Raw genomic sequence first — 19,474 nt, 5'->3', positions numbered from 1 at the left:
CCCGCGGGCCGAGGCACGCGGGCGTTCATATCTGCCGGCCGGGCCGCCGCCCCGGCGCGGGGCGGAGCGCCATCAACCCAGCAGCAGAGCGTCGTCGTCGAGCTGCTCGTGGCGGGTCTGCTCGAACATGCGCAGCAGGTCGGGCACGTCCAGGCCGCGGCGCTTGTCGCCGGAGACGTCCAGCACCACCTGGCCCTGGTGCAGCATCACCGTGCGCTGGCCGTAGTCCAGCGCCTGGCGCATGCTGTGGGTCACCATCATGGTGGTCAGCTTGCTTTCCTCGACGATGCGCGCCGTCAGTTCCAGCACGAAGGCCGCGGTCTTCGGATCCAGCGCCGCAGTGTGCTCGTCCAGCAGCAGGATGCGCGACGGCTGCAGCGAGGCCATCAGCAGGCTGACTGCCTGGCGCTGGCCGCCGGAGAGCAGGCCGATGCGGTCGGTCAGGCGGTTTTCCAGCCCCAGGTTGAGCAGGCGCAGCTTGTCACGGAACAGCTCGCGCGACTGGCGGTTCAGCGCCGCGCGGAAACCGCGCTTGCTCCCGCGCGCCATCGCCAGCGCCATGTTCTCCTCGATGGTGAGTGCCTCGCAGGTGCCGGCCATCGGGTCCTGGAACACGCGCGCCACCAGGTGGGCGCGGTCCCAGGCGGGCTGGCGCGTGACGTCGGTGGCGTCGATGGTGATGCTGCCGGAGTCGACCATCTGGTCGCCGCTGACGGCGTTCAGGAAGGTCGACTTGCCGGCACCGTTGGAGCCGATCACGGCGACGAACTGGCCGGCGGGGATTTCCAGGTTGAGCCCGCGCAGCGCGCGCGTCTCGATCGGGGTGCCCGGATTGAAAGTGAGCTTCAGGTCTTTAGCGCGCAGCATCTCAGGCACCTCCGTTCTTGCGGCCGAACAGCTTCTTGCGCGTGGCGGGCAGCACCAGCGCGAAGGTCACGAGGGCGGCAGTGACCAGGTTCAGGTCCTGCGCCTTGAGGCCGATGAAGTCGCTGTTGAGCGCCAGCGCGATGAAGAAGCGGTAGAGGATGGCGCCCAGCACCACGGCCAGCGTGGTCAGCACGAGGCGGCGCGCCGGCAGGATGGTCTCGCCGATGATGACCGCGGCCAGGCCGATCACGATGGTACCGATGCCCATCGAGATGTCGGAGCCGCCCTGGGTCTGCGCGAACAGCGCGCCCGCCAGCGCTACCAGGCCGTTGGACAGGGCCATGCCGGCCAGCGTGGCGCGGCCGGTGGCGATGCCCTGGGAGCGTGCCATGCGGGGGTTGGCGCCGGTGGCGCGCATGGCCAGGCCGAGCTGCGAGGAGAAGAACCAGTCCAGGCCCAGCTTGGCGACGACCACCACGATCAGCAGCAGGGCCGGACGCAGGACGTAGTCGGGCAGCCAGTCGGGCTGCAGCAGGGTGAACACCGTCGACTCGGTGATCAGCGGCACGTTGGGGCGGCCCATGATGCGCAGGTTGACCGAGTAGAGCGCGATCATCATCAGGATACTGGCGAGCAGATCCATGATCTTCAGGCGCACATTGAGCCAGCCGGTGATCAGGCCGGCGACCGCGCCCGCGGCGATGGCGGCCGCGGTGGCCAGGAAGGGGTCCTGCCCGGCGGAGATCAGCGTGGCCGCGACGGCACCGCCCAGCGGGAAGCTGCCGTCGACGGTCAGGTCGGGGAAGTTCAGGATGCGGAAGGAGATCAGCACCCCGAGGGCGACCAGGCTGAAGATCAGGCCGATCTCCAGGGCGCCCAGAAGGGAAAAGAGGGACATGGGGAAATCCTGTGACGAATTCCGGCGCGCTGGGCCGGAAGCGGCCGGCAGTGGCGCAGCACCTGGGTAAGCCGTGCGCCGCCGCCGCCGGGATGGGCCGATAGGCCCGGGGGGCGCGGGCCTGCCCGGCGCGGGGCGCGGGCGGGCCACGGCGAGCGCCGCTGCTTACTTGATGACTTCCTTCGCTTCCTTGACCAGTTCCGGCGAGAGCGTGACGCCTTGCTTCTCGGCGGCGCCGGTGTTGACGAACAGCTCGAGGTTGTCGCTGGTCTGCGAGGCGATCGCGCCCGGCTTCTCGCCCTTCAGGATGCGCACCACGACCTTGCCGGTCTGGTGGCCCAGGTCACCGTAGTTGATGCCCAGCGCGGCGATGGCGCCACGCTTGACGCTGTCGGTATCGGCGGCGACCAGCGGGATCTTCGACTCGTTGGCCACCTTGACCAGGGCCTCGTAGGCGGATACCACGTTGTTGTCGGTGTTGGTGTAGATGACGTCGACCTTGCCGATCAGGCTCTTGGCGGCCGGGCCGATGTCGACCGTGCGCGGGGCGGCGGCTTCCTTCAGCGCGATGCCTTCCTTGGCCAGCAGGCCGGTCAGCTCCTTGACCACCACGACCGAGTTGGCCTCGCCCGGGTTGTAGACCATGCCCACGGTCTTGACCTTGGGCACCACGCGCTTGATCAGGGCGACCTGCTTGTCCAGCGGCAGCTTGTCCGACACGCCGGTCACGTTGGTGCCCGACGGGCTCCAGCTCTTGACCAGTTGCGCCGCCACCGGGTCGGTGACGCCCGAGTACACCACGGGCACGCTCTTGGTGGCGGCCACGACGGCCTGCGCCGACGGGGTGGCGATGGCCACGATCACATTGGGCTGGTCGCCGACGAACTTGCGGGCGATCTGTGCCGCGGTGCCGGTGTTGCCCTGGGCACTCTGGTATTCCCACTTCAGGTTCTTGTCAGCGTCGAAACCGGCTGATTTCAGCTCGGCGCGCACGCCGTCGCGGATGGCGTCGAGGGCCGGGTGATCGACGATCGACAGGACCTTGACGCTCTGCGCCTGCACGGCACCGCCGTACAGCAAGGCGAGCGCGGCGGCGGCGCCCAGGATGGTCTTTGTGGTCGACTTGAGGCTCTTCATCTTCTTTGATCTCCCCCTACTGGCAGCATGGGTGGTATAGGCCGCATGGATCATGGTTTTGCCGTCCTGGCCGGACCGCGCGGGGCGCGGGATGGCCGGGCCGCCGCGGGCACCGCGCACCCGGCGGCGGGCGGGTGCGGGCGTGGGCCGTGGCGGTTACGACGGCGATGCGGCAGGGAGCATACCACTTCCGCGGCGGCTGGACTTTTGCGGTGCACAAAAATGCCGCAGAAACACCAGAAAGTCGTTGCCGGGAGGTCAATTATTGCGCGGGATTGTGAATCTCAGCGTGGATTCGCTCGATTGCCGCGGTCACGTCCTCGGGCAAGCGGACCTGCCAGGCATCGATGTCTTCCTGCAGTTGAGCCAGGCTGGTGGCACCGATGATGGTGCTGGCGGCGAACCAGCGCGAATAGCACCAGGCCAGTGCCAGCGAGGCCGGTGACAGCCCGGCCTCGCGTGCCAGGGACACGTAGCGGGCCGATGCGGCCAGCGTCTCGGCGCGCATGTAGCGCGGGCTCCAGTCGGGCGAGAAGCGGGTCAGGCGGCCCTGCGCGGCCTGGTTGAAGACCGGTGCGTCGGCGGGGCCCGCCAGGTACTTGCCGGTGAGCTGGCCGAAAGCGAGCGGGCTGTACACCAGCAGGCTGACCTCGCTGCGGTAGCAGGCTTCGTCCAGCCCCTGCTCGAAGCTGCGGTTGAGCAGGTTGTAGGGGTTCTGGATGGTGGCGATGCGCGGCAGTCCATGCAGCTCGGCCTGCTTGACGAATTCGGCCACGCCCCACGGCGTCTCGTTGGACACACCGACGTAGCGGATCTTGCCGGCGCGCACCAGTTCGCCCATGGCCTCCAGCTGGGCCTGGATCGAGGCACATTCCCGCTCGCGCGCCGGGTCGAAGGCCTTCTGGCCGAAGATCGGTGCGTTGCGGGCCGGCCAGTGGATCTGGTACAGGTCGACGTGGTCGGTCTGCAGGCGCGCCAGCGAGCCCTCCACGGCCTCGCGGATGCTGGCCGGCGTCAGGTCGCCGCCATTGCGGATCCATGGCATGCGTGCAGGGCCCGCCACCTTGGTGGCCAGCACCACGCGGTCGCGCGGCTGGCGCTTGAGCCACTTGCCGACGATGCGCTCGGTCTCGCCGTAGGTTTCGGCGCGCGGCTTGACCGGGTACATCTCGGCGGCGTCGATGAAGTTGATGCCGCGCGACAGCGCGTAGTCGAGCTGGCTGTGGCCTTCGGCCTCGGTGTTCTGCTCGCCGAAGGTCATGGTGCCGAGGCAGATGCGCGAGACCTGCAGGTCGCTGCGGCCCAGTCGAATGGTTTCCATGGCGCGGGTGTCCTTGTGCGTTGCCGGGAGAAGCGTGGATGGGGAGGCCCGGCCGAGCGGCCGGGCACGCGTCATGTCAGCGCGTGCGCAGCGCGGCGGCGCACTCGCTGACCAGGTTCGGGCCGCGGTAGATCAGGCCGCTGTACAACTGCACCAGCTGGGCGCCTGCCTCGATCTTGGCGCGTGCCTCGGCGCCGCCGAAAATGCCGCCCACGCCGATGATGGGCACAGCATCGCCGACCACGGCGCGCAGCGCCTTGACCACCGCGGTGGACGGCGCGAACACCGGGCGGCCGGACAGGCCGCCGGCCTCCTCGGCGTGCGGCAGGCCCTTGACGGCCTCGCGTGAAATGGTGGTGTTGGTGGCGATGACGCCGTCGATGCGGTGGCGCACCAGCGCGTCGCCGATATTGCCGATCTGGTCGGCGTCGAGGTCCGGCGCGATCTTCAGTGCCACCGGTACGTAGCGCTTGTGCTGGTCGGCCAGGCGCTGCTGCGCGTTCTTGAGTGCGGACAGCAGGCCATCCAGTTCGCTGGCGCCCTGCAGCTGGCGCAGGTTCTTGGTATTCGGCGAAGAAATGTTGACGGTGACGTAGCTGGCGTGCGGATAGACGCGCTCCAGGCAGTACAGGTAGTCATCGGCGGCACGCTCGATCGGCGTATCGGCGTTCTTGCCGATATTGAGCCCCAGCACGCCGCCTTCGGCCTTCCAGCGCGAAGCCTGCACGTTGGCGATGAAGGCGTCCACCCCGCCGTTGTTGAAGCCCATGCGGTTGATCAGCGCATCGGCCTGCGGCAGGCGGAACATGCGCGGACGCGGGTTGCCGGGCTGGGCGCGCGGGGTGACCGTGCCGACCTCGATGAAGCCGAAGCCCAGCGCGGCCAGCCCGTCGATGTAGGCGCCGTCCTTGTCCAGGCCGGCGGCCAGGCCGACGGGGTTGGGAAAGCGCACGCCCATCACGGTGCGCGGATCGTCGGCCACCCGGTTGCCGATGCAGCCGGCAAAGCCCAGGCGCCGGGCGCGGCGCAGGTTGTTCAGCGTGAAATGGTGGGCATCCTCTGCATCCATCGAGAAGAGGGCGGGGCGAAACAGGGGGTAGAGCGCGTTGAGCACGTTGAGGACCGGAGACTGGCGAAGACGGAAGGAAGCGGCGCGAGGCCGGGCGGCGTGGGCGCCGGCGGCGAAGCGCCGCGGACCAGGCGGCATTGTAGCGTTTCGGGCTGCTGCCCGAACTGCGCGGCCCGCGCGGGGCGGCGTGCACCGGCGGTGCCGCCGGCCTCGGTTGCCGGCTTCAGGCGCCGCCGGCGCCGTCGCTCCGGATGCCGTCTTCGACGCTGGAGAAGGGCTGCCACTGGTTGCCGCGCAATACCTGCATCGGCTGGAAGCGCGCTTTGTACGCCATCTTGCGGCTCTGTTCGATCCAGTAGCCGAGGTAGAGGTGGGGCAGGCCCAGCTCGCGCGTCTGGCGGATCTGCCACAGGATGTTGTAGGTGCCGTAGCTGGCACGCACCTCGAGCGGGTCGTAGAAGGTGTAGACCGAGGACAGCCCGTCGTCCAGCACGTCGATCATGCTGACCATGCGCAGGCGGCCGGCCTCGGGCGACTCCGGCGGCTCGCGGAACTCCACCAGGCGCGAGTTGACGCGGCTCTGCAGCAGGAACTGTTCGTACTGGTCGCGGCTGTCCTGGTCCATGCCGCCGCCGGCATGGCGCATCGACTGGTAGAGCAGGTAGAGCGCGTAGTGTTCTTCGACGTAGGTCAGCGGCGCCACCAGCGCGCGCAGCGTGTGGTGGCGTTCCCAGGCGCGGCGCTGGCTGCGGTCGGGGGAGAAATGGTCGACCAGCACGCGGCAGGGCGTGCAGGCCTGGCAGTCGTCGCAATAAGGGCGATAGGTGAAGATGCCGCTGCGGCGGAAACCGGCGCGTACCAGGCGGGAGTACACATCGGCATTGATCAGGTGCGCGGGGGTGGCCACCTGCGAGCGGGCCATGCGTCCGTCCAGGTAGCTGCAAGCATAGGGCGCCGTGGCATAGAACTGCAGCGCGGACAGGGGCAATTCCTTCAGCTTGCTCATGATTCGCCTGTTGCGGGTGGGGCGGCCGGGCAAGGCACGGCAGACGGCACATCGGCCACGGGCTGCCGCGCGCCTCCGGTTCAGGACTCCGCCGCCTGCGTCCAGCGCGCCAGCACCGACTTGTCGAAGTCCCAGGGCACGATGGCCGGGAGCTGGGTGGCGCCGCGCACATGGGCCACGAAATCGGCGCGGGAGATGGGACGGGCGCCGAGCGAAGCCAGGTGGTCGGTTTCCTGCTGGCAGTCTATCATCGCCACGCCGTGCTTGCCGAGGAAGGCGCACAGCGCCGCCAGGGCGATCTTGGAGGCATCGGTGCGGTGGGCGAACATCGACTCGCCGTAGAACATGCGGCCGATCGCCACCCCGTAGAGCCCGCCCACGCGCTCGCCGCGGTACCAGGTCTCGACGCTGTGGGCGAGGCCCTGCCGGTGCAGTCCGCCGTAGGCGGCGACGATGTCGGGCGTGATCCAGGTGCCTTGCTGGCCTTCGCGCCAGGTGTTGGCGCAGGCGTGCATCACGGCGATGAAATCGTCGTCAACGCGGATCTCCCACTCGGGCTCGCGCAGCACGCGGCGCAGCGTCTTGCGGAAAGTGGCAGAGATCTTGAAGGCCTGCGGCACCAGCACCATGCGCGGATCGGTGCTCCACCACAGCACCGGCTGGCCTTCGGAATACCAGGGGAAGATGCCTTGCCGGTAGGCCAGCAGCAGCCGCTGCGGGGTCAGGTCGCGGCTGGCCGCGAGCAGCCCGGGCGCGTCGGTGCCGGCACCGAGCGCGCGCTCCAGCGGCGGAAAGGGGTCTTGAGGTTCCAGCCAGGCGATCATGCGGCGCGGCGCGGCGGCACGCCGGCCGTCAGGGAGCGACGGTCGCCCGCGTGGCCAGCGGGCGCATGGGCTTGTCGATGTCGAAGCTGTACACGCGGAAGCTGCCGTCGTGCAGGCGGCCGGCGGCACGGTCGGCGTAGAAGCTGCGCAGCGTATGGACCACGGTGGGGAAGGCCAGTTCGTCCCAGGGCACGTCGGCCTCGGCGACCAGCTTGACCTCGAGGCTCTCCTCGCCCGGTGCGATGTCGAGATCTTCGAGCCGGGCCAGGTAGAACAGGTGGACCTGATGCACATGCGGCACATTGAGGATGGAGTACAGTTCACCGACCTGTACCCGCGCACCGGCTTCCTCCAGCGTCTCGCGCGCCGCGCCCTGGGCAGTGGTCTCGCCGATTTCCATGAAGCCGGCCGGCAGTGTCCAGAAACCATAGCGCGGCTCGATGGCGCGCTTGCACAGCAGCACCTTGTCTTCCCACACCGGGATGGTGCCGACCACGTTGCGCGGATTGACGTAGTGGATCGTGCCGCAGTTGTCGCACACATGGCGTGGGCGGCTGTCGCCATCGGGCACGCGCAGCACGACCGCATGGCCGCAGTTCGAGCAGAATTTCATGAGGGGCGTCCGGGAGGAATGGCGGAAGTGTATCACCCCGACCCGGGCGTCGTAGGGCGCGGAGCGCGGCCGCGGGCGGTGCGAGGAGCCTGGCCGGTGGCGTTGTCCATGGGGCTGTGCCCCTTTCCCTTCGAGGGAAAGATTGCCGCGCCCAAAACAAAAAACGCCCGGAAGGGCGTTTGATGTGATTCAGGCCACAGGCCTGCGACGGTAGTTGGTTGCGGGGGCAGGACTTGAACCTGCGACCTTCGGGTTATGAGCCCGACGAGCTGCCAACTGCTCCACCCCGCGTCCGTCGAAGAAAAGATTATATGGGAACCGCTTGCGCATTGCAACAGGAAATTTCGTGAGACCCTGCGAACTTTGGATGTGCACCGCGGCCCCATATCGTCCGCACCTGATCATTAGATTGCCGGCAAGCGCCCAGGTTCGGCGCGATCGTGGCAATGCTCTTGATCGGGTTTGCGCGGCGCCTTGTGCAAGGCAAGGCGCGCGTCGGTTCTTCAGGCGCCGAGCAAGCGCAACTGCGCGCGCAGCGCCTGCAGCGAAGCCTGCGGATCCTGACCGCTGGTGTCGATGGTGACATCCGCGCGTGCATACAGCGGCGTGCGCGCCTGCAGAATGCGGCGCAGGTCCGTCATGGCCTCGCTGTTGCCCTGCATCGGTCGCATGTCGCCCTGCGCGACCACGCGCGCCATGTGTTCTTCCGGCGAGGTGCGCACCCAGACGGTGTAGCAGTGCGCCAGCAGCAGGTTGAAGGTGGCCGGCTCCGACACCAGGCTGCCCGGAGTCGCCAGCACCATGTGCTCGTTGTCGCGCAGCACGTGCTCGAGCGCGCGCATCTCGTAGCGGCGATAGGCGGCTTGTCCATACAGCGAGTGGATCTCCGACAGGCTGGCGCCTGCCTCTTCCTCGATGGCGCGGTTCAACTCGACGAAGGGCACACCGAGCGCCTGCGCCAGCCCGCGCCCCAGCGTCGATTTGCCGGCGCCGCGCAGTCCGATCAGGGCGACGCGGCGATGGCGCGCGTCGCGCGAGTCGGCAGGCGCCAGCGCGTTGCGGCAGGCTTCGCGCACGCGGGCGAGCTGGTCGCCAGGCAACTGGGCCATCCACTGCATGAGCTGGGTGAATTCGGCGGCACGCGGGCCGCCCTGGTCGTCCACCTCTGCAAGAACCACCGGCAGCGGCACATCGAGCGCATGCGCGACCTGGCGCAGCAGCAGTACCGAGGCGTTGCCGGTGCCGGTCTCCAGGTTGGCGAGATAGCGTTCGGAGACGTCGGCGCCGCGTGCAAGATCCTTGCGCGACATGCCGCGGGCGGCGCGCAGGGAACGAATGCGCTCACCCAGTTGTGTCAGGTAGGGGTCGCGCTCACCTGCGGCGCGGGTGTCGGGGGAGAGCAGGGTGGAGGGATCGCGGGGCATGGCGGGCAAGGCATGGAATTCCTAGGCTGGCGGCATTATAAGCCCTGTCGTTGCTGCGCTATATTGCATTACGGTGCTTGCATAATAGACGATATGCAATAAAATGCATGGATATGAGCGGAGGTCTGCGGCGCGTATCGACGTGCGCGGCGATCCGCCCGAGAACAGGAGACCGCCCGCAAGCACGGTGCGGCCAGCGGACACGGCGCCGATCGCCGCGCCGCAGAAGAACGGAGGAGACCCGAGATGACGCCCCCCACCGCCGGCGCCGCCGCGCCGATCGCCGTGCTGCCCACGCACTACAACGCCGCGGCCGACTTGCTGGCGCGCAACCTCGCGGCAGGCCGTGCCGGCAAGATCGCCTATCTCGACGATGCCGCTTCGCTCACCTTTGCCGAACTCGAGCAGCGCAGCCGACGCTTTGCCAGTGCCCTGCTGGAGGCGGGGCTGCGGCGTGAGGAGCGTCTCCTGCTGTGTGCCCTCGACACCATCGATTTTCCGGTCGCCTTCCTCGGCTGCCTGCTGGCTGGCGTGGTGCCGGTGGCGGTGAATACGCTGCTCACGGCCGACGACTACGCCTATATGCTTGGCCACAGCGGCGCGCGTGCCGTGGTGGTGTCGGAGGTCCTGGTGGAGCGGATGCGCGCGGCCATCGGCAGCACCCGCACCGAGCCCCTGATGATTCTCGCCGCGCCGTACGCGGGGGCGGTGCCGCAAGGCAGTGTGAGCGCGCTGGCGGCGACGGCGCCGCCGCTGCCGGAAGCCGCCGCGACCGGTCCGGACGATATCGCCTTCTGGCTGTACTCCTCCGGCTCCACCGGTCGCCCCAAGGGGACCGTCCACACGCACGGCAACCTGTTCCATACCGCCGACCTCTATGCGCGGCAGGTGCTCGGCCTGCGCGAGGACGACGTGGTGTTTTCCGCGGCCAAGCTGTTTTTTGCCTACGGCCTGGGCAATGCGCTGACCTTCCCGCTCGCGGTCGGGGCTGCCACGGTGCTGATGGCCGAGCGCCCCACTCCGGCCGCCGTGTTCCAGCGCTTGCGGGCGCAGCGGCCCACGGTCTTCTGTGGCGTGCCCACACTGTACGCGGGCATGCTCGCGGCGCAAGGGCTGCCGGCGCGGGAGGAGGTGGCGCTGCGCGTCTGCACCTCGGCCGGCGAGGCGCTGCCCCGGGATATCGGTGAGCGCTTCCGCGCCCGCTTCGGCTGCGACATCCTGGATGGCATCGGCTCCACCGAGATGCTGCACATCTTCCTTTCCAACCGGCCCGGCGAGGTGCGCTACGGCACTACCGGCAAGCCGGTGCCGGGCTACCGGATCAAGCTGCTGAACGAGGCCGGGCAACCGTGCGCGCCGGGTGAGATCGGCGACCTCTATGTGATGGGTCCCTCCGCCGCCCTGATGTACTGGGGCAACCGCGAGAAGAGCCGCGACACCTTCGTCGGCGCGTGGACGCGCAGCGGCGACAAGTACCTGTGCGACGCGGAGGGCTACTACACCTATGCCGGGCGCAGTGACGACATGTTGAAGGTGGGCGGCATCTATGTCTCGCCCTTCGAGGTGGAAGCCGCGCTGGCACAGCATCCGGCGGTGCTGGAGGCGGCGGTGATCGGCATCGAGGACGCCGACCGTCTGGTCAAGCCCAAGGCCTTCGTGGTACTGCGACCCGGGCAGCAATGGCATGAGGGCATGGCCGCCGAACTGCAGGCCTTCGTCAAGTCGCGCCTGGCGCCCTACAAATACCCGCGCGAGATCGTCTGCCTGGAGGAACTGCCCAAGACCGCCACCGGCAAGATCCAGCGCTTCCGGCTGCGCGAACGCGAGCGGCCGGCACCGGCCGCGTCGACGCCGCCGGGCGGGGCCTGACCCCGTGCCCGGCCCCGCCTTTCCGGATCGCCACCAAGGATGACCGAGTCATGCAGCCATGCGGAGTGCAACAGCAGCAACAGCAACAGCATCAGCAAGAACAGCAGCGAGAACAGCAGCGAGAACAGCAGCGAGAACAGCAGCGAGAACAGCAGCGAGAACAGCAGCGAGAACAGCAGCAAGAACAGCAGCAACCGCAGTGGGCGGAGATCCGCTTCGACGGGCGCCCCATCCGCATCGAGACGCAGTGGCTGCGGCCGGAGCGGGCCGGGCGGCCACTGCTGGTGTTCCTGCATGAAGGCCTGGGATCGGTCAGCCTGTGGCGCAACTATCCGCGCCGCCTTTGCGAGGCGGGCGACTTTCGCGGCCTGGTGATCTCGCGCTACGGTTACGGGCGCTCGACGCCGCGCCCGCACGAAGAGAAGTGGGGTGTCGATTTCATGCACCGGCAGGCACGAGAGGCGCTGCCGGCGCTGTTCGACGCGCTCGACATCGGCCCCGGGCGCGCACACGGCCGCCCGTGGTTGTTCGGACACAGCGACGGCGGCTCGATCGCACTGATCTACGCGGCCAGCTTCGCGCCGGCTGTGGAGGGCGTGGTGGTGGTGGCGCCGCACATCCTCGTCGAGGACCTGTCGGTGCGCAGCATCGAGCAGGCCAGGCGGGCCTATCTGGAAACCGACCTGCGCGACAAGCTGGCACGCCACCACGACGATGCCGACTCGGCGTTCTGGGGCTGGAACGATATCTGGCTGGATCCGGCATTCCGCGCCTGGGACCTCCGGCCGCTGCTGTCCGGGCTGCGATGCCCGGTGCTGGCCGTGCAGGGCGAGGACGACGAATACGGCACCATGGCGCAGATCGAGGGTATCCACCAGCACGCGTCGCAGACGGTCCTGCTTAAACTGCCGCGGTGCGGCCACTCGCCCCATCGTGACCAGCCCGAGCAGTTGACGGCAGCCGTATCCGCATATATAAACGCAGAAACTTCAAGCCTAAAATAATTTGCGCGCCAGTCCACCGGGGCGCTGGCCAGGCTGGCTCCGCCCGATCCGTTGCGATCGGCCGGGGCATGCCTCGTGGCCACGCACCGCCGGACAGGCGACGACGAAGTTCACCCGGAACGGCCGGGTATCAGGAGGAGACGGAACCATGCATCGCAATGCATTGCGCAGGCTCGCGCCTGCCTGCCTGGCCGCGGCTGCGGCCCTGGCCATCGGCGGGGGCGCCAGCGCCCAGACCGCCGCCGGCGGCAAGATCAAAGTCGGCTTCATGCTGCCCTATACCGGCACCTACGCCGCGCTCGGCAATGCCATCGAGAATGGCTTCAAGCTGTACGTGCAGGAGCAGGGCGGCAAGCTGGGCGGGCGCGAGATCGAATACTTCAAGGTCGACGACGAGTCGGACCCGGCCAAGGCTCCGGAAAACGCCGCCAAGCTGATCAAGCGCGACCAGGTCGACGTGGTGGTCGGCACCGTGCACTCCGGCGTGCAGATGGGCCTGGTCAAGGTGGCCAAGGAAAACAACACGCTGCTGATCATCCCCAATGCCGGGGTGGACGAGGCCACCGGCCCGCTGTGCGGCGCCAACATCTTCCGCTCCTCGTTTTCCAACTGGCAGCCCGGTTATGCGATGGGCCACGTGCTGGCCGAGCGCGGCCTGAAGAAGGTGGTCACGCTGACGTGGAAGTACGCGGCCGGCGAGCAGTCGGTCAAGGGCTTCAAGGAAGCCTTCGAGTCCAAGGGCGGCAAGGTCGTCAAGGAGATGAGCCTGCCGTTCCCCAACGTCGAGTTCCAGGCGCTGATCACCGAGGTGGCGGCCCTCAAGCCCGATGCGGTGTTCGTCTTCTTCGCCGGAGGCGGCGCCGTCAAGTTCGTCAAGGACTGGGCCGCGGCCGGGCTGAAGGACAAGATCCCGCTGTACGCTTCCGGCTTCCTGACCGACGGCACGCTCGAAGCACAGGGCGCCGCGGCCCAGGGCCTGGAGACCACGCTGCACTATGCGGATGGTCTCGGCAGCGCGCGCGACAAGACCTTCCGGCTGGCGTATGCCAAGACCTTCAAGCTGCAGCCCGACGTCTACGCCGTGCAGGGCTATGACGCCGCGCAGATGCTGTCGGCCGGCACCGGCGCGGTCAAGGGCGACATGAGCCGCAAGGCGGAACTCTACAAGGCCATCGAGGCCGCGCGCATCGACAGCCCGCGCGGCGCCTTCACCTTGTCGAAGGCGCACAACCCCGTGCAGGACTTCTACCTGCGCAAAGTGGACGGCCGCGAAAACAAGGTCAGCGGCGTGGCCGTCAAGTCCCTGGCCGACCCGGGGCGCGGCTGCCGGCTCTGAGCCGGCGGGTCTCGTCGCGGCCGCGCGGTGCGACACTGCGCGTGCATGGGCATCCGTGCGCGCGCGGGGCGCGGCCTTTTCCTTGAACCGGCTCCCGGGGTACGGCGCATGGACATCGTTTCCTTTCTCATCCAATGCCTGAACAGCGTGCAGTACGGCCTGCTGCTGTTCCTGGTGGCGAGCGGCCTGACGCTGATCTTCGGCATCATGGGCGTGATCAATCTCGCCCACGGCAGCTTCTACATGCTCGGCGCCTATCTGGCCTTCACGCTGGCCAGCCTGACCGGCAGCCTGTTCGTGGCCATCCCGCTGGGCATCGCACTGGCGGTGGCTTTCGGCTATGTACTGGAGTGGCTGTTCTTCAGCTATCTCTACGAACGCGACCACCTGCAGCAGGTGCTGATGACCTACGGCCTGATCCTGGTGTTCGAGGAATTGCGCAGCATCCTCGCCGGCGACGACGTGCATGGCGTACCGGTGCCAGCCATCCTCGACGGGGCGCTGCCGATCGGCAACGAGATGACCTACCCGGTCTACCGGCTCTTCATCTCGGCGGTGTGCCTGCTGGTCGCCGCGGCGATGTACCTGGTGATCCGCCGCACGCGGCTGGGCATGAGGATCCGTGCCGGTGCCAGCAACCGCGAAATGGTGCAGTCGCTGGGCATCAACATCACCTTGCTGTACCGCCTGGTGTTCGCGCTGGGCGTGGCGCTCGCGGTGCTGGCGGGCATGATCGCGGCGCCGGTTTCCTCGGTCTATCCGGGCATGGGCGCGCAGGTGCTGATCGTATGCTTCGTGGTGGTGGTGATCGGCGGCATCGGCTCGGTCAAGGGCGCCCTGGTGGCGGCGCTGCTGCTGGGCTTCGTCGATACCTTCGGCAAGGTCTTCTGGCAGGAGGCGGCCGGCGTGCTGATCTACCTGCTGATGGCGGTGATCCTGTTGTGGAAGCCCCAGGGCCTGTTCAAGGCGGGCTGAACATGGAGGGTTGTTCAAGGCGGGCTGGATAGATGGTGACGCGGGCGGATGGCTCGGGCGGCCGCAGGTGCGGCCGCACAGCATGAGGAGGCGAGGATGTTGGCAGGAGCAATGAGGGAAGGGCGGGGCGAGCGTCCCGCCTGGCCGGCCGTGCTGGCGTGGCTGGTGGCGCTGGGTGCGCTGGCCTGGCTGCCGCCGCTGCTGGACGGCGATGCGGGCAAGTTCTACATCGAGCTGCTGAGCAAGGTGATGATCATGGCCATCTTCGCGCTGTCGCTGCAGCTGCTGATCGGCTATACGGGGCTGGTCAGCCTGGGCCATGCCGCCTACTTCGCCGCCGCCGCGTACGCCACGGCGATGCTGGCGCCGCAGTCCGGCCCGGGCAACGGCTGGCTGCTGATGGCTGCGGCGATGGCCGCCGCGGCCATGCTGGCGTTGCTCGTCGGCATGCTGGTGCTGCGCACGCGCGGCATCTACTTCATCATGGTCACGCTGGCCTTCGCCCAGATGGTCTATTTCGTCTTCCACGACACCAAGCTGGCCGGCGGCAGCGACGGCACCTATATCTACTTCCGGCCCGAATTCGGCCTGCCCGGCGGCCGGGTCTTGAATGTCGATGGGGCGGCCGCCTTCTATTGGCTGGTGCTCGCCGCGCTGGCGGCGACGGTGGCGATGCTGGCGCAATTGCTGCGCTCGCGTTTCGGCCACGCCCTGGTCGGCATCCGCCACAACGAGCAGCGCATGCGGGCGGCCGGCTATGCGAGCTACCGCTACCAGCTCGGCGCCTTCGTCGCCGGCGGCACGCTGGCCGGGCTGGCCGGCTACCTCTACGCCATCCAGTTCGGCTTCGTGAATCCGGAGATCGCCTCCTGGCACCAGTCTGGCAACGTCATGCTGATGGTCATCCTGGGCGGCGTAGGCAGCCTCGCCGGCGCGGTGCTGGGCGCCTTCTCCTTCGTGCTGCTGGCCGAGTGGTTCAGCGGCCTGACCCGGCACTGGCAGTTGCTGATGGGCGGCTTCATCATCCTGGCCGTGGCGTTGCTGCCGCGCGGGCTGGTAGGCCTGGGCGGCAGCATCGGGCCGTGGCTGCGGCGGCGGTCGCCGCAGTCGCCGCAGCGCGGCGCCAGCCCTGGCGCGGGGGAGGCAGCATGAGCACGCCCATGAGCACGCCCGTGCTGCAGGCCGAAGGCTTGAGCCGCCGCTTCGGCGGCCTGCTGGCCGTATCCGAGGTGAACCTGTCGCTGGAACTGGGGCAGGTGCATGCGGTGATCGGTACCAATGGCGCCGGCAAGTCCACGTTGATCAATATGCTGTCGGGCGAGCTGGCGCCGTCGGGCGGGCGGCTGCGCCTGCAGGGGCAGGACGTCACCGGCTGGGCGCAGCCGCGCCTGGCGCGCCATGGCGTGGGCCGCAGCTACCAGCGCAACAATATCTTCCTGCCGCTGAGCGTGCGCGAGAACTGCCGGCTGGCCGCACAGGCGCGCGCGCAGCGGGCCTGGCGGCTGTGGGAGGGCGCGCAGGGCTGCCGCCTCAGCCGCGCCCTGGCCGACGAGGCGCTCGAGCGTGCCGGTCTGTCCGGCGTGGCCGGGGTCGTGGCCAGTGCGCTGTCGCACGGGCAGAAGCGCCAGCTCGAAGTCGCGATGTGCCTGGCGACGCAGCCCCAGGTGCTGCTGCTCGATGAGCCGCTGGCGGGCATGGGGCCGGAGGAGTCGGCGCGCATGCTCGACTTGCTGCACGGCCTGCGCGACGGCCATGCCGTGCTGCTGGTGGAGCACGATATGGAGGCGGTATTCGCCGTGGCCGACCGTATCACGGTGATGGTCAATGGCACGGTGATCGCCTCGGACAGCCCCGCGGCGATCCGCGTCAATCGCGAAGTGCAACTCGCCTACCTGGGGGAGGACGATATGGCTGAGGGTGAGCACGGTGAGCACCGCGCAGGCGATGCCGGCGCCCAGAGCGAGCAGGAGCACGCGGCATGAAACCGACCTCCGGAGAGCCGATGCTGCGCGCTGCGGGCGTCGAGGCATGGTACGGCAGCAGCCACGTGCTGCGCGGCATCGATTTCCGCGTGGCGCGCGGCGAGACGGTCGGGCTGCTGGGCCGCAACGGCATGGGCAAGAGCACGCTGTTGCGCACGCTGCTGGGCCATGTGCGCCAGCGCCGCGGCGAGATCGTGGTGGCCGGGCGCGATGTCTCGCGCGCGCGGCCGCACGAAGTGGCCCGCCTGGGCGTGGCCTACGTGCCGGAAGGGCGGGGCGTATTCCCCAACCTGTCGGTGCGGGAAAACCTGATCATGGCGGCGGGCAAGGGCAGCAGCGGCCGTTTCGACTGGGACGAGGCGCGCGTGCTCGACCTGTTCCCGCGCCTCAAGGAGCGGCTCTCGAACGGCGGTCATGAGCTGTCCGGGGGCGAGCAGCAGATGCTGTCGATCGGCCGCGCGCTGATGACCAATCCCGAGTGCTTGGTCCTGGACGAGGCCACCGAAGGGCTGGCGCCGCGCATCGTGCGGGAGATCTGGCAGGTCATCGCCACCATCCGCGCGACCGGCATCGCCTGCGTGGTGGTCGACCGCAACTACCGCGCGGTGCTCGCGCATGCCGACCGCGCCGTCGTGCTGGAGAAAGGACAGGTCGTGCTCGACGAGGCGGCGCCCGCCCTGGCCGCTGCGCCGGCACGGCTGGACCGCTATCTCGGCGTCTGAGGGCGCGGCCGCGGCATGCCGGAGCGGCCCGGCAGGAGTGGCTGCCGGGCGGCGAGCCTCTACAATGTGGCTTTTCTCCGACGCCATGCCATCCGCCGACTCCCGTTCTCCCGTGCCCTCCGCCGATGCGGTCGCGGCCGAGCTGGTCGCCGTGCTGGTCGCAGTCAGCCAGGGCCAGCCCCGCGTGCTGACGCGCGACGGTGCCCACGCCTTGCCGGCCGGTCCGTTCGAATCCTCGCACCGTTCGCTGCAGGCCGGGCTGCGCGCCTGGGTGGAGACGCAGACCCATCATCCGCTGGGCTACGTCGAGCAGCTCTATACCTTTGCGGATCGCGACCGCGCCAACCAGCAGGGCCAGCGTGTCATCTCGGTGAGCTATCTCGGCCTCACGCGCGAGTCGGCCGAAGCCGGCGAGGAGGGCATCGGCTGGCAGGATTGGTACCGGTATTTCCCATGGGAGGATTGGCGTGAGGGCTCGCCCCCCGTGGTGGCCGGCCGGATCCTGCCCGCGCTGCACCGCTGGTCGGCGCTGGCGGACGACGCGGCTGCCCGGCGCCGCCGCCGGCAGCGCATCGATTTCACCTTCGGGGCCGACGAGGCCTCCTGGAACGAGGAGATGGTGCTGCAGCGCTACGAACTGCTGTTCGAGGCCGGACTGGTGCCCGAGGCCGTGCAGCGTGGCGCGGGGCAGGGGAGCGAGCTGCTGCCAGGCGATGCGATGCTGCACGATCACCGCCGCATCCTGGCCACCGCCATGGCACGCCTGCGCGCGAAGATCCGCTACCGCCCTGTGGTGTTCGAACTGATGCCGCCGACCTTCACGCTGCTGCAGTTGCAGCAGGCCTTCGAGGCGGTGGCGGGCCGCAGTCTGCACAAGCAGAATTTCCGCCGCTTCATCGAGCAGCAGGCGCTGGTGGAAGAGACCGGCCAACTGACGCAGGGTTCGGCCGGCCGGCCGGCCAAGCTGTTCCAGTTCCGCGGCGACGTGCTGCTGGAACGGGCCATCGCCGGTAGCAAGCTGCCGCTGGCCCGCTAGCGTTCCGGGCCGATGGATTCCTGTGACGCGGGGCAACCGTCCCCGCACGGCATGGCCGCCTGGCCTGCGCGCCCGGGCCGCCCGCCGGTGGGAAAACCCGGGCTTGACCTGAATTATGCTCATTGCTAGCATAATTATCGTGATGCTCTCCGACGGAGACCGCTAGCGGGAGGCTGCCAACATGCCGTGCTAGGCCGGCAGGGCGACGTGCCTCAGGCAAAGCGGCGTGTTATTCGTCTTGTTCGTTTACCCAGATAATGCTCGGTATGAGTATAAGTAAGCTGCGAATCCCGGCCAGCAGTACTCCTGCCCGCTCGCCGGCGCGCGGCGTTCTCGTGGCAGCGGGCGCCATTGTCGTGGCGCTGGCGGCGGCACCGTCTGTGGCGGCACCGCGCGCAGGCGCCGTGCCCTATCCCGGCCGTCCGATCGAGCTGGTCGTCACCTTTCCGCCGGGCGGCGGCACCGACCTGCTGGCGCGCAAGCTCGCCGCACGGCTGGAAGGGGAGCTGGGGCAGCCGGTGGTGGTGGAGAACCGCGCCGGCGCCAGCGGCAACATCGGCGCACAACTGGTGGCCCATGCCAGGCCCGACGGCTACACCTTGCTGATGGTCAACAGCAGCTATGCCATCAATCCCGCCGTCTACCGCAAGCTCGGCTTTTCGCCACAGTCTGACCTGCGCGGCGTGATCAATGTGGCCTACGTGCCGTCGGTGCTGGTGACGACGGTGTCGTCGCCCTGGCTGAGCCTGCGCCAGGCCCTCGACGCGCGCGCGGTGCGGCGCGTGGGGCTCGGTGCCACCGGCCCGGGCGCCACGGCGACGCCGGCCTACGCATCCTGCGGCAACGGCACGCCGCAGCAGCTGGCCGGCGGGATGCTGATGCGCCGCACCGGGGCGGACTGGCTGCACGTGCCGTATCGAGGCTGCGGTCCCGCCCTGCAGGCGGTGCTGGCCGGCAACGTGCCGCTGGGCATCGTCACCGCATCCAGCGCGCTGCCGTTCATCCAGGCCGGCACGCTGCGCGCACTCGCGGTGACCTCGCCGCAGCGCTCGCCGTTGCTGCCCGGGGTGCCGACGGTGGCGGAGCAGGGCCTGCCGGGGTATGCGCTCAACCAGTGGCACGGCGTGCTGGCTCCGGCGGCGACGCCGCCGGCCATCGTGCGCCGCCTCAACAGCGCCATCGCCGCGGTGATGCGGCGGCCTGAAATGGCTGCCGAACTGCAGGCCCTGGGCTATGACGTCACCACCAGCACCCCGCAGGAGTTCCAGGCCGTGATCGAGCGCGATATCGCGCGCTTCGGAGAGCTGGCCAGGCAGATGGACCTGCACGTCGACTGAGTGCAGGGCCGTCGAGCCCGTCGAGTATGGCTTGGTGCACTTTGTGTGGCGGAC

General features: G+C 68.9%; 18 protein-coding genes and 1 tRNA gene. 9 read left to right on the top strand and 10 right to left on the bottom strand.

Going from position 1 to position 19,474, the window contains the following annotated elements:
* Positions 1-72: 72 nt before the first annotated feature.
* The 10 genes from BKK81_RS12790 to BKK81_RS12745 form a co-directional block, all read right to left on the bottom strand.
* Positions 73-867 (bottom strand): ABC transporter ATP-binding protein, encoded by a 795-nt coding sequence (locus BKK81_RS12790; RefSeq protein WP_071013463.1) that lies wholly within the window; start codon positions 865-867, stop codon positions 73-75.
* Between the two features lies 1 nt (position 868).
* Positions 869-1,765, bottom strand: a complete 897-nt coding sequence (locus BKK81_RS12785) for an ABC transporter permease (RefSeq protein WP_071013461.1) — start codon at positions 1,763-1,765, stop codon at positions 869-871.
* A gap of 165 nt (positions 1,766-1,930) precedes the next feature.
* Positions 1,931-2,902: an ABC transporter substrate-binding protein gene (locus BKK81_RS12780; protein WP_071013458.1), complete on the bottom strand. Its 972-nt coding sequence runs from the start codon at positions 2,900-2,902 to the stop codon at positions 1,931-1,933.
* A 262-nt stretch (positions 2,903-3,164) separates the two neighbouring features.
* On the bottom strand, positions 3,165-4,223 hold the full coding sequence (locus BKK81_RS12775; protein WP_071013455.1) for an aldo/keto reductase: 1,059 nt from the start codon (positions 4,221-4,223) through the stop codon (positions 3,165-3,167).
* A 76-nt stretch (positions 4,224-4,299) separates the two neighbouring features.
* Positions 4,300-5,337 carry a quinone-dependent dihydroorotate dehydrogenase gene (locus BKK81_RS12770; protein ID WP_071016443.1) on the bottom strand — a complete coding sequence of 346 codons (1,038 nt, stop codon included), beginning with the start codon at positions 5,335-5,337 and terminating at the stop codon, positions 4,300-4,302.
* Between the two features lie 178 nt (positions 5,338-5,515).
* Positions 5,516-6,298 (bottom strand): arginyltransferase, encoded by a 783-nt coding sequence (locus BKK81_RS12765; RefSeq protein ID WP_071013452.1) that lies wholly within the window; start codon positions 6,296-6,298, stop codon positions 5,516-5,518.
* Positions 6,299-6,378: 80 nt separating this feature from the next.
* Positions 6,379-7,122 carry a leucyl/phenylalanyl-tRNA--protein transferase gene (gene aat / locus BKK81_RS12760; RefSeq protein WP_071013450.1) on the bottom strand — a complete coding sequence of 248 codons (744 nt, stop codon included), beginning with the start codon at positions 7,120-7,122 and terminating at the stop codon, positions 6,379-6,381.
* Between the two features lie 28 nt (positions 7,123-7,150).
* Positions 7,151-7,735, bottom strand: a complete 585-nt coding sequence (locus BKK81_RS12755; protein ID WP_071013447.1) for an NUDIX hydrolase — start codon at positions 7,733-7,735, stop codon at positions 7,151-7,153.
* A 215-nt stretch (positions 7,736-7,950) separates the two neighbouring features.
* Positions 7,951-8,026, bottom strand: a tRNA-Met gene (locus tag BKK81_RS12750).
* A 212-nt stretch (positions 8,027-8,238) separates the two neighbouring features.
* Positions 8,239-9,159, bottom strand: coding sequence for a helix-turn-helix transcriptional regulator (locus tag BKK81_RS12745; protein WP_071013445.1), 921 nt, complete (start codon positions 9,157-9,159; stop codon positions 8,239-8,241).
* Positions 9,160-9,405: 246 nt separating this feature from the next.
* On the opposite strand from BKK81_RS12745, the gene BKK81_RS12740 reads away from it, so the two are divergent.
* The 9 genes from BKK81_RS12740 (at position 9,406) to BKK81_RS12700 (ending at position 19,420) form a co-directional block, all read left to right on the top strand.
* Entirely contained in the window at positions 9,406-11,028 is a 1,623-nt protein-coding gene (locus tag BKK81_RS12740; RefSeq protein WP_071013443.1) for a benzoate-CoA ligase family protein, read from the top strand.
* 209 nt (positions 11,029-11,237) lie between these two features.
* On the top strand, positions 11,238-12,032 hold the full coding sequence (locus tag BKK81_RS12735) for an alpha/beta fold hydrolase (protein ID WP_071016441.1): 795 nt from the start codon (positions 11,238-11,240) through the stop codon (positions 12,030-12,032).
* Between the two features lie 148 nt (positions 12,033-12,180).
* Positions 12,181-13,368, top strand: coding sequence for an ABC transporter substrate-binding protein (locus BKK81_RS12730; RefSeq protein ID WP_071013440.1), 1,188 nt, complete (start codon positions 12,181-12,183; stop codon positions 13,366-13,368).
* 108 nt (positions 13,369-13,476) lie between these two features.
* Positions 13,477-14,343: a branched-chain amino acid ABC transporter permease gene (locus BKK81_RS12725; protein WP_071013438.1), complete on the top strand. Its 867-nt coding sequence runs from the start codon at positions 13,477-13,479 to the stop codon at positions 14,341-14,343.
* Between the two features lie 96 nt (positions 14,344-14,439).
* The gene (locus tag BKK81_RS12720) at positions 14,440-15,495 is read left to right on the top strand and encodes a branched-chain amino acid ABC transporter permease (RefSeq protein WP_083384101.1); all 1,056 of its coding nucleotides are present in this window, start codon (positions 14,440-14,442) and stop codon (positions 15,493-15,495) included.
* Positions 15,492-16,325, top strand: coding sequence for an ABC transporter ATP-binding protein (locus BKK81_RS12715; protein ID WP_071016438.1), 834 nt, complete (start codon positions 15,492-15,494; stop codon positions 16,323-16,325). Before BKK81_RS12720 ends, BKK81_RS12715 begins: the two co-directional genes overlap by 4 nt.
* Positions 16,322-17,047, top strand: a complete 726-nt coding sequence (locus tag BKK81_RS12710) for an ABC transporter ATP-binding protein (protein ID WP_071013432.1) — start codon at positions 16,322-16,324, stop codon at positions 17,045-17,047. Before BKK81_RS12715 ends, BKK81_RS12710 begins: the two co-directional genes overlap by 4 nt.
* An 85-nt stretch (positions 17,048-17,132) precedes the next feature.
* Positions 17,133-18,083, top strand: coding sequence for an NUDIX hydrolase (locus BKK81_RS12705; protein ID WP_071016436.1), 951 nt, complete (start codon positions 17,133-17,135; stop codon positions 18,081-18,083).
* Between the two features lie 335 nt (positions 18,084-18,418).
* The gene (locus BKK81_RS12700; RefSeq protein ID WP_442873380.1) at positions 18,419-19,420 is read left to right on the top strand and encodes a tripartite tricarboxylate transporter substrate binding protein; all 1,002 of its coding nucleotides are present in this window, start codon (positions 18,419-18,421) and stop codon (positions 19,418-19,420) included.
* Positions 19,421-19,474: the final 54 nt, after the last annotated feature.

The organism is Cupriavidus sp. USMAHM13 (assembly GCF_001854285.1).
GTDB lineage: Bacteria > Pseudomonadota > Gammaproteobacteria > Burkholderiales > Burkholderiaceae > Cupriavidus > Cupriavidus malaysiensis.
This window is presented reverse-complemented; position numbering and strand designations above follow the sequence as displayed.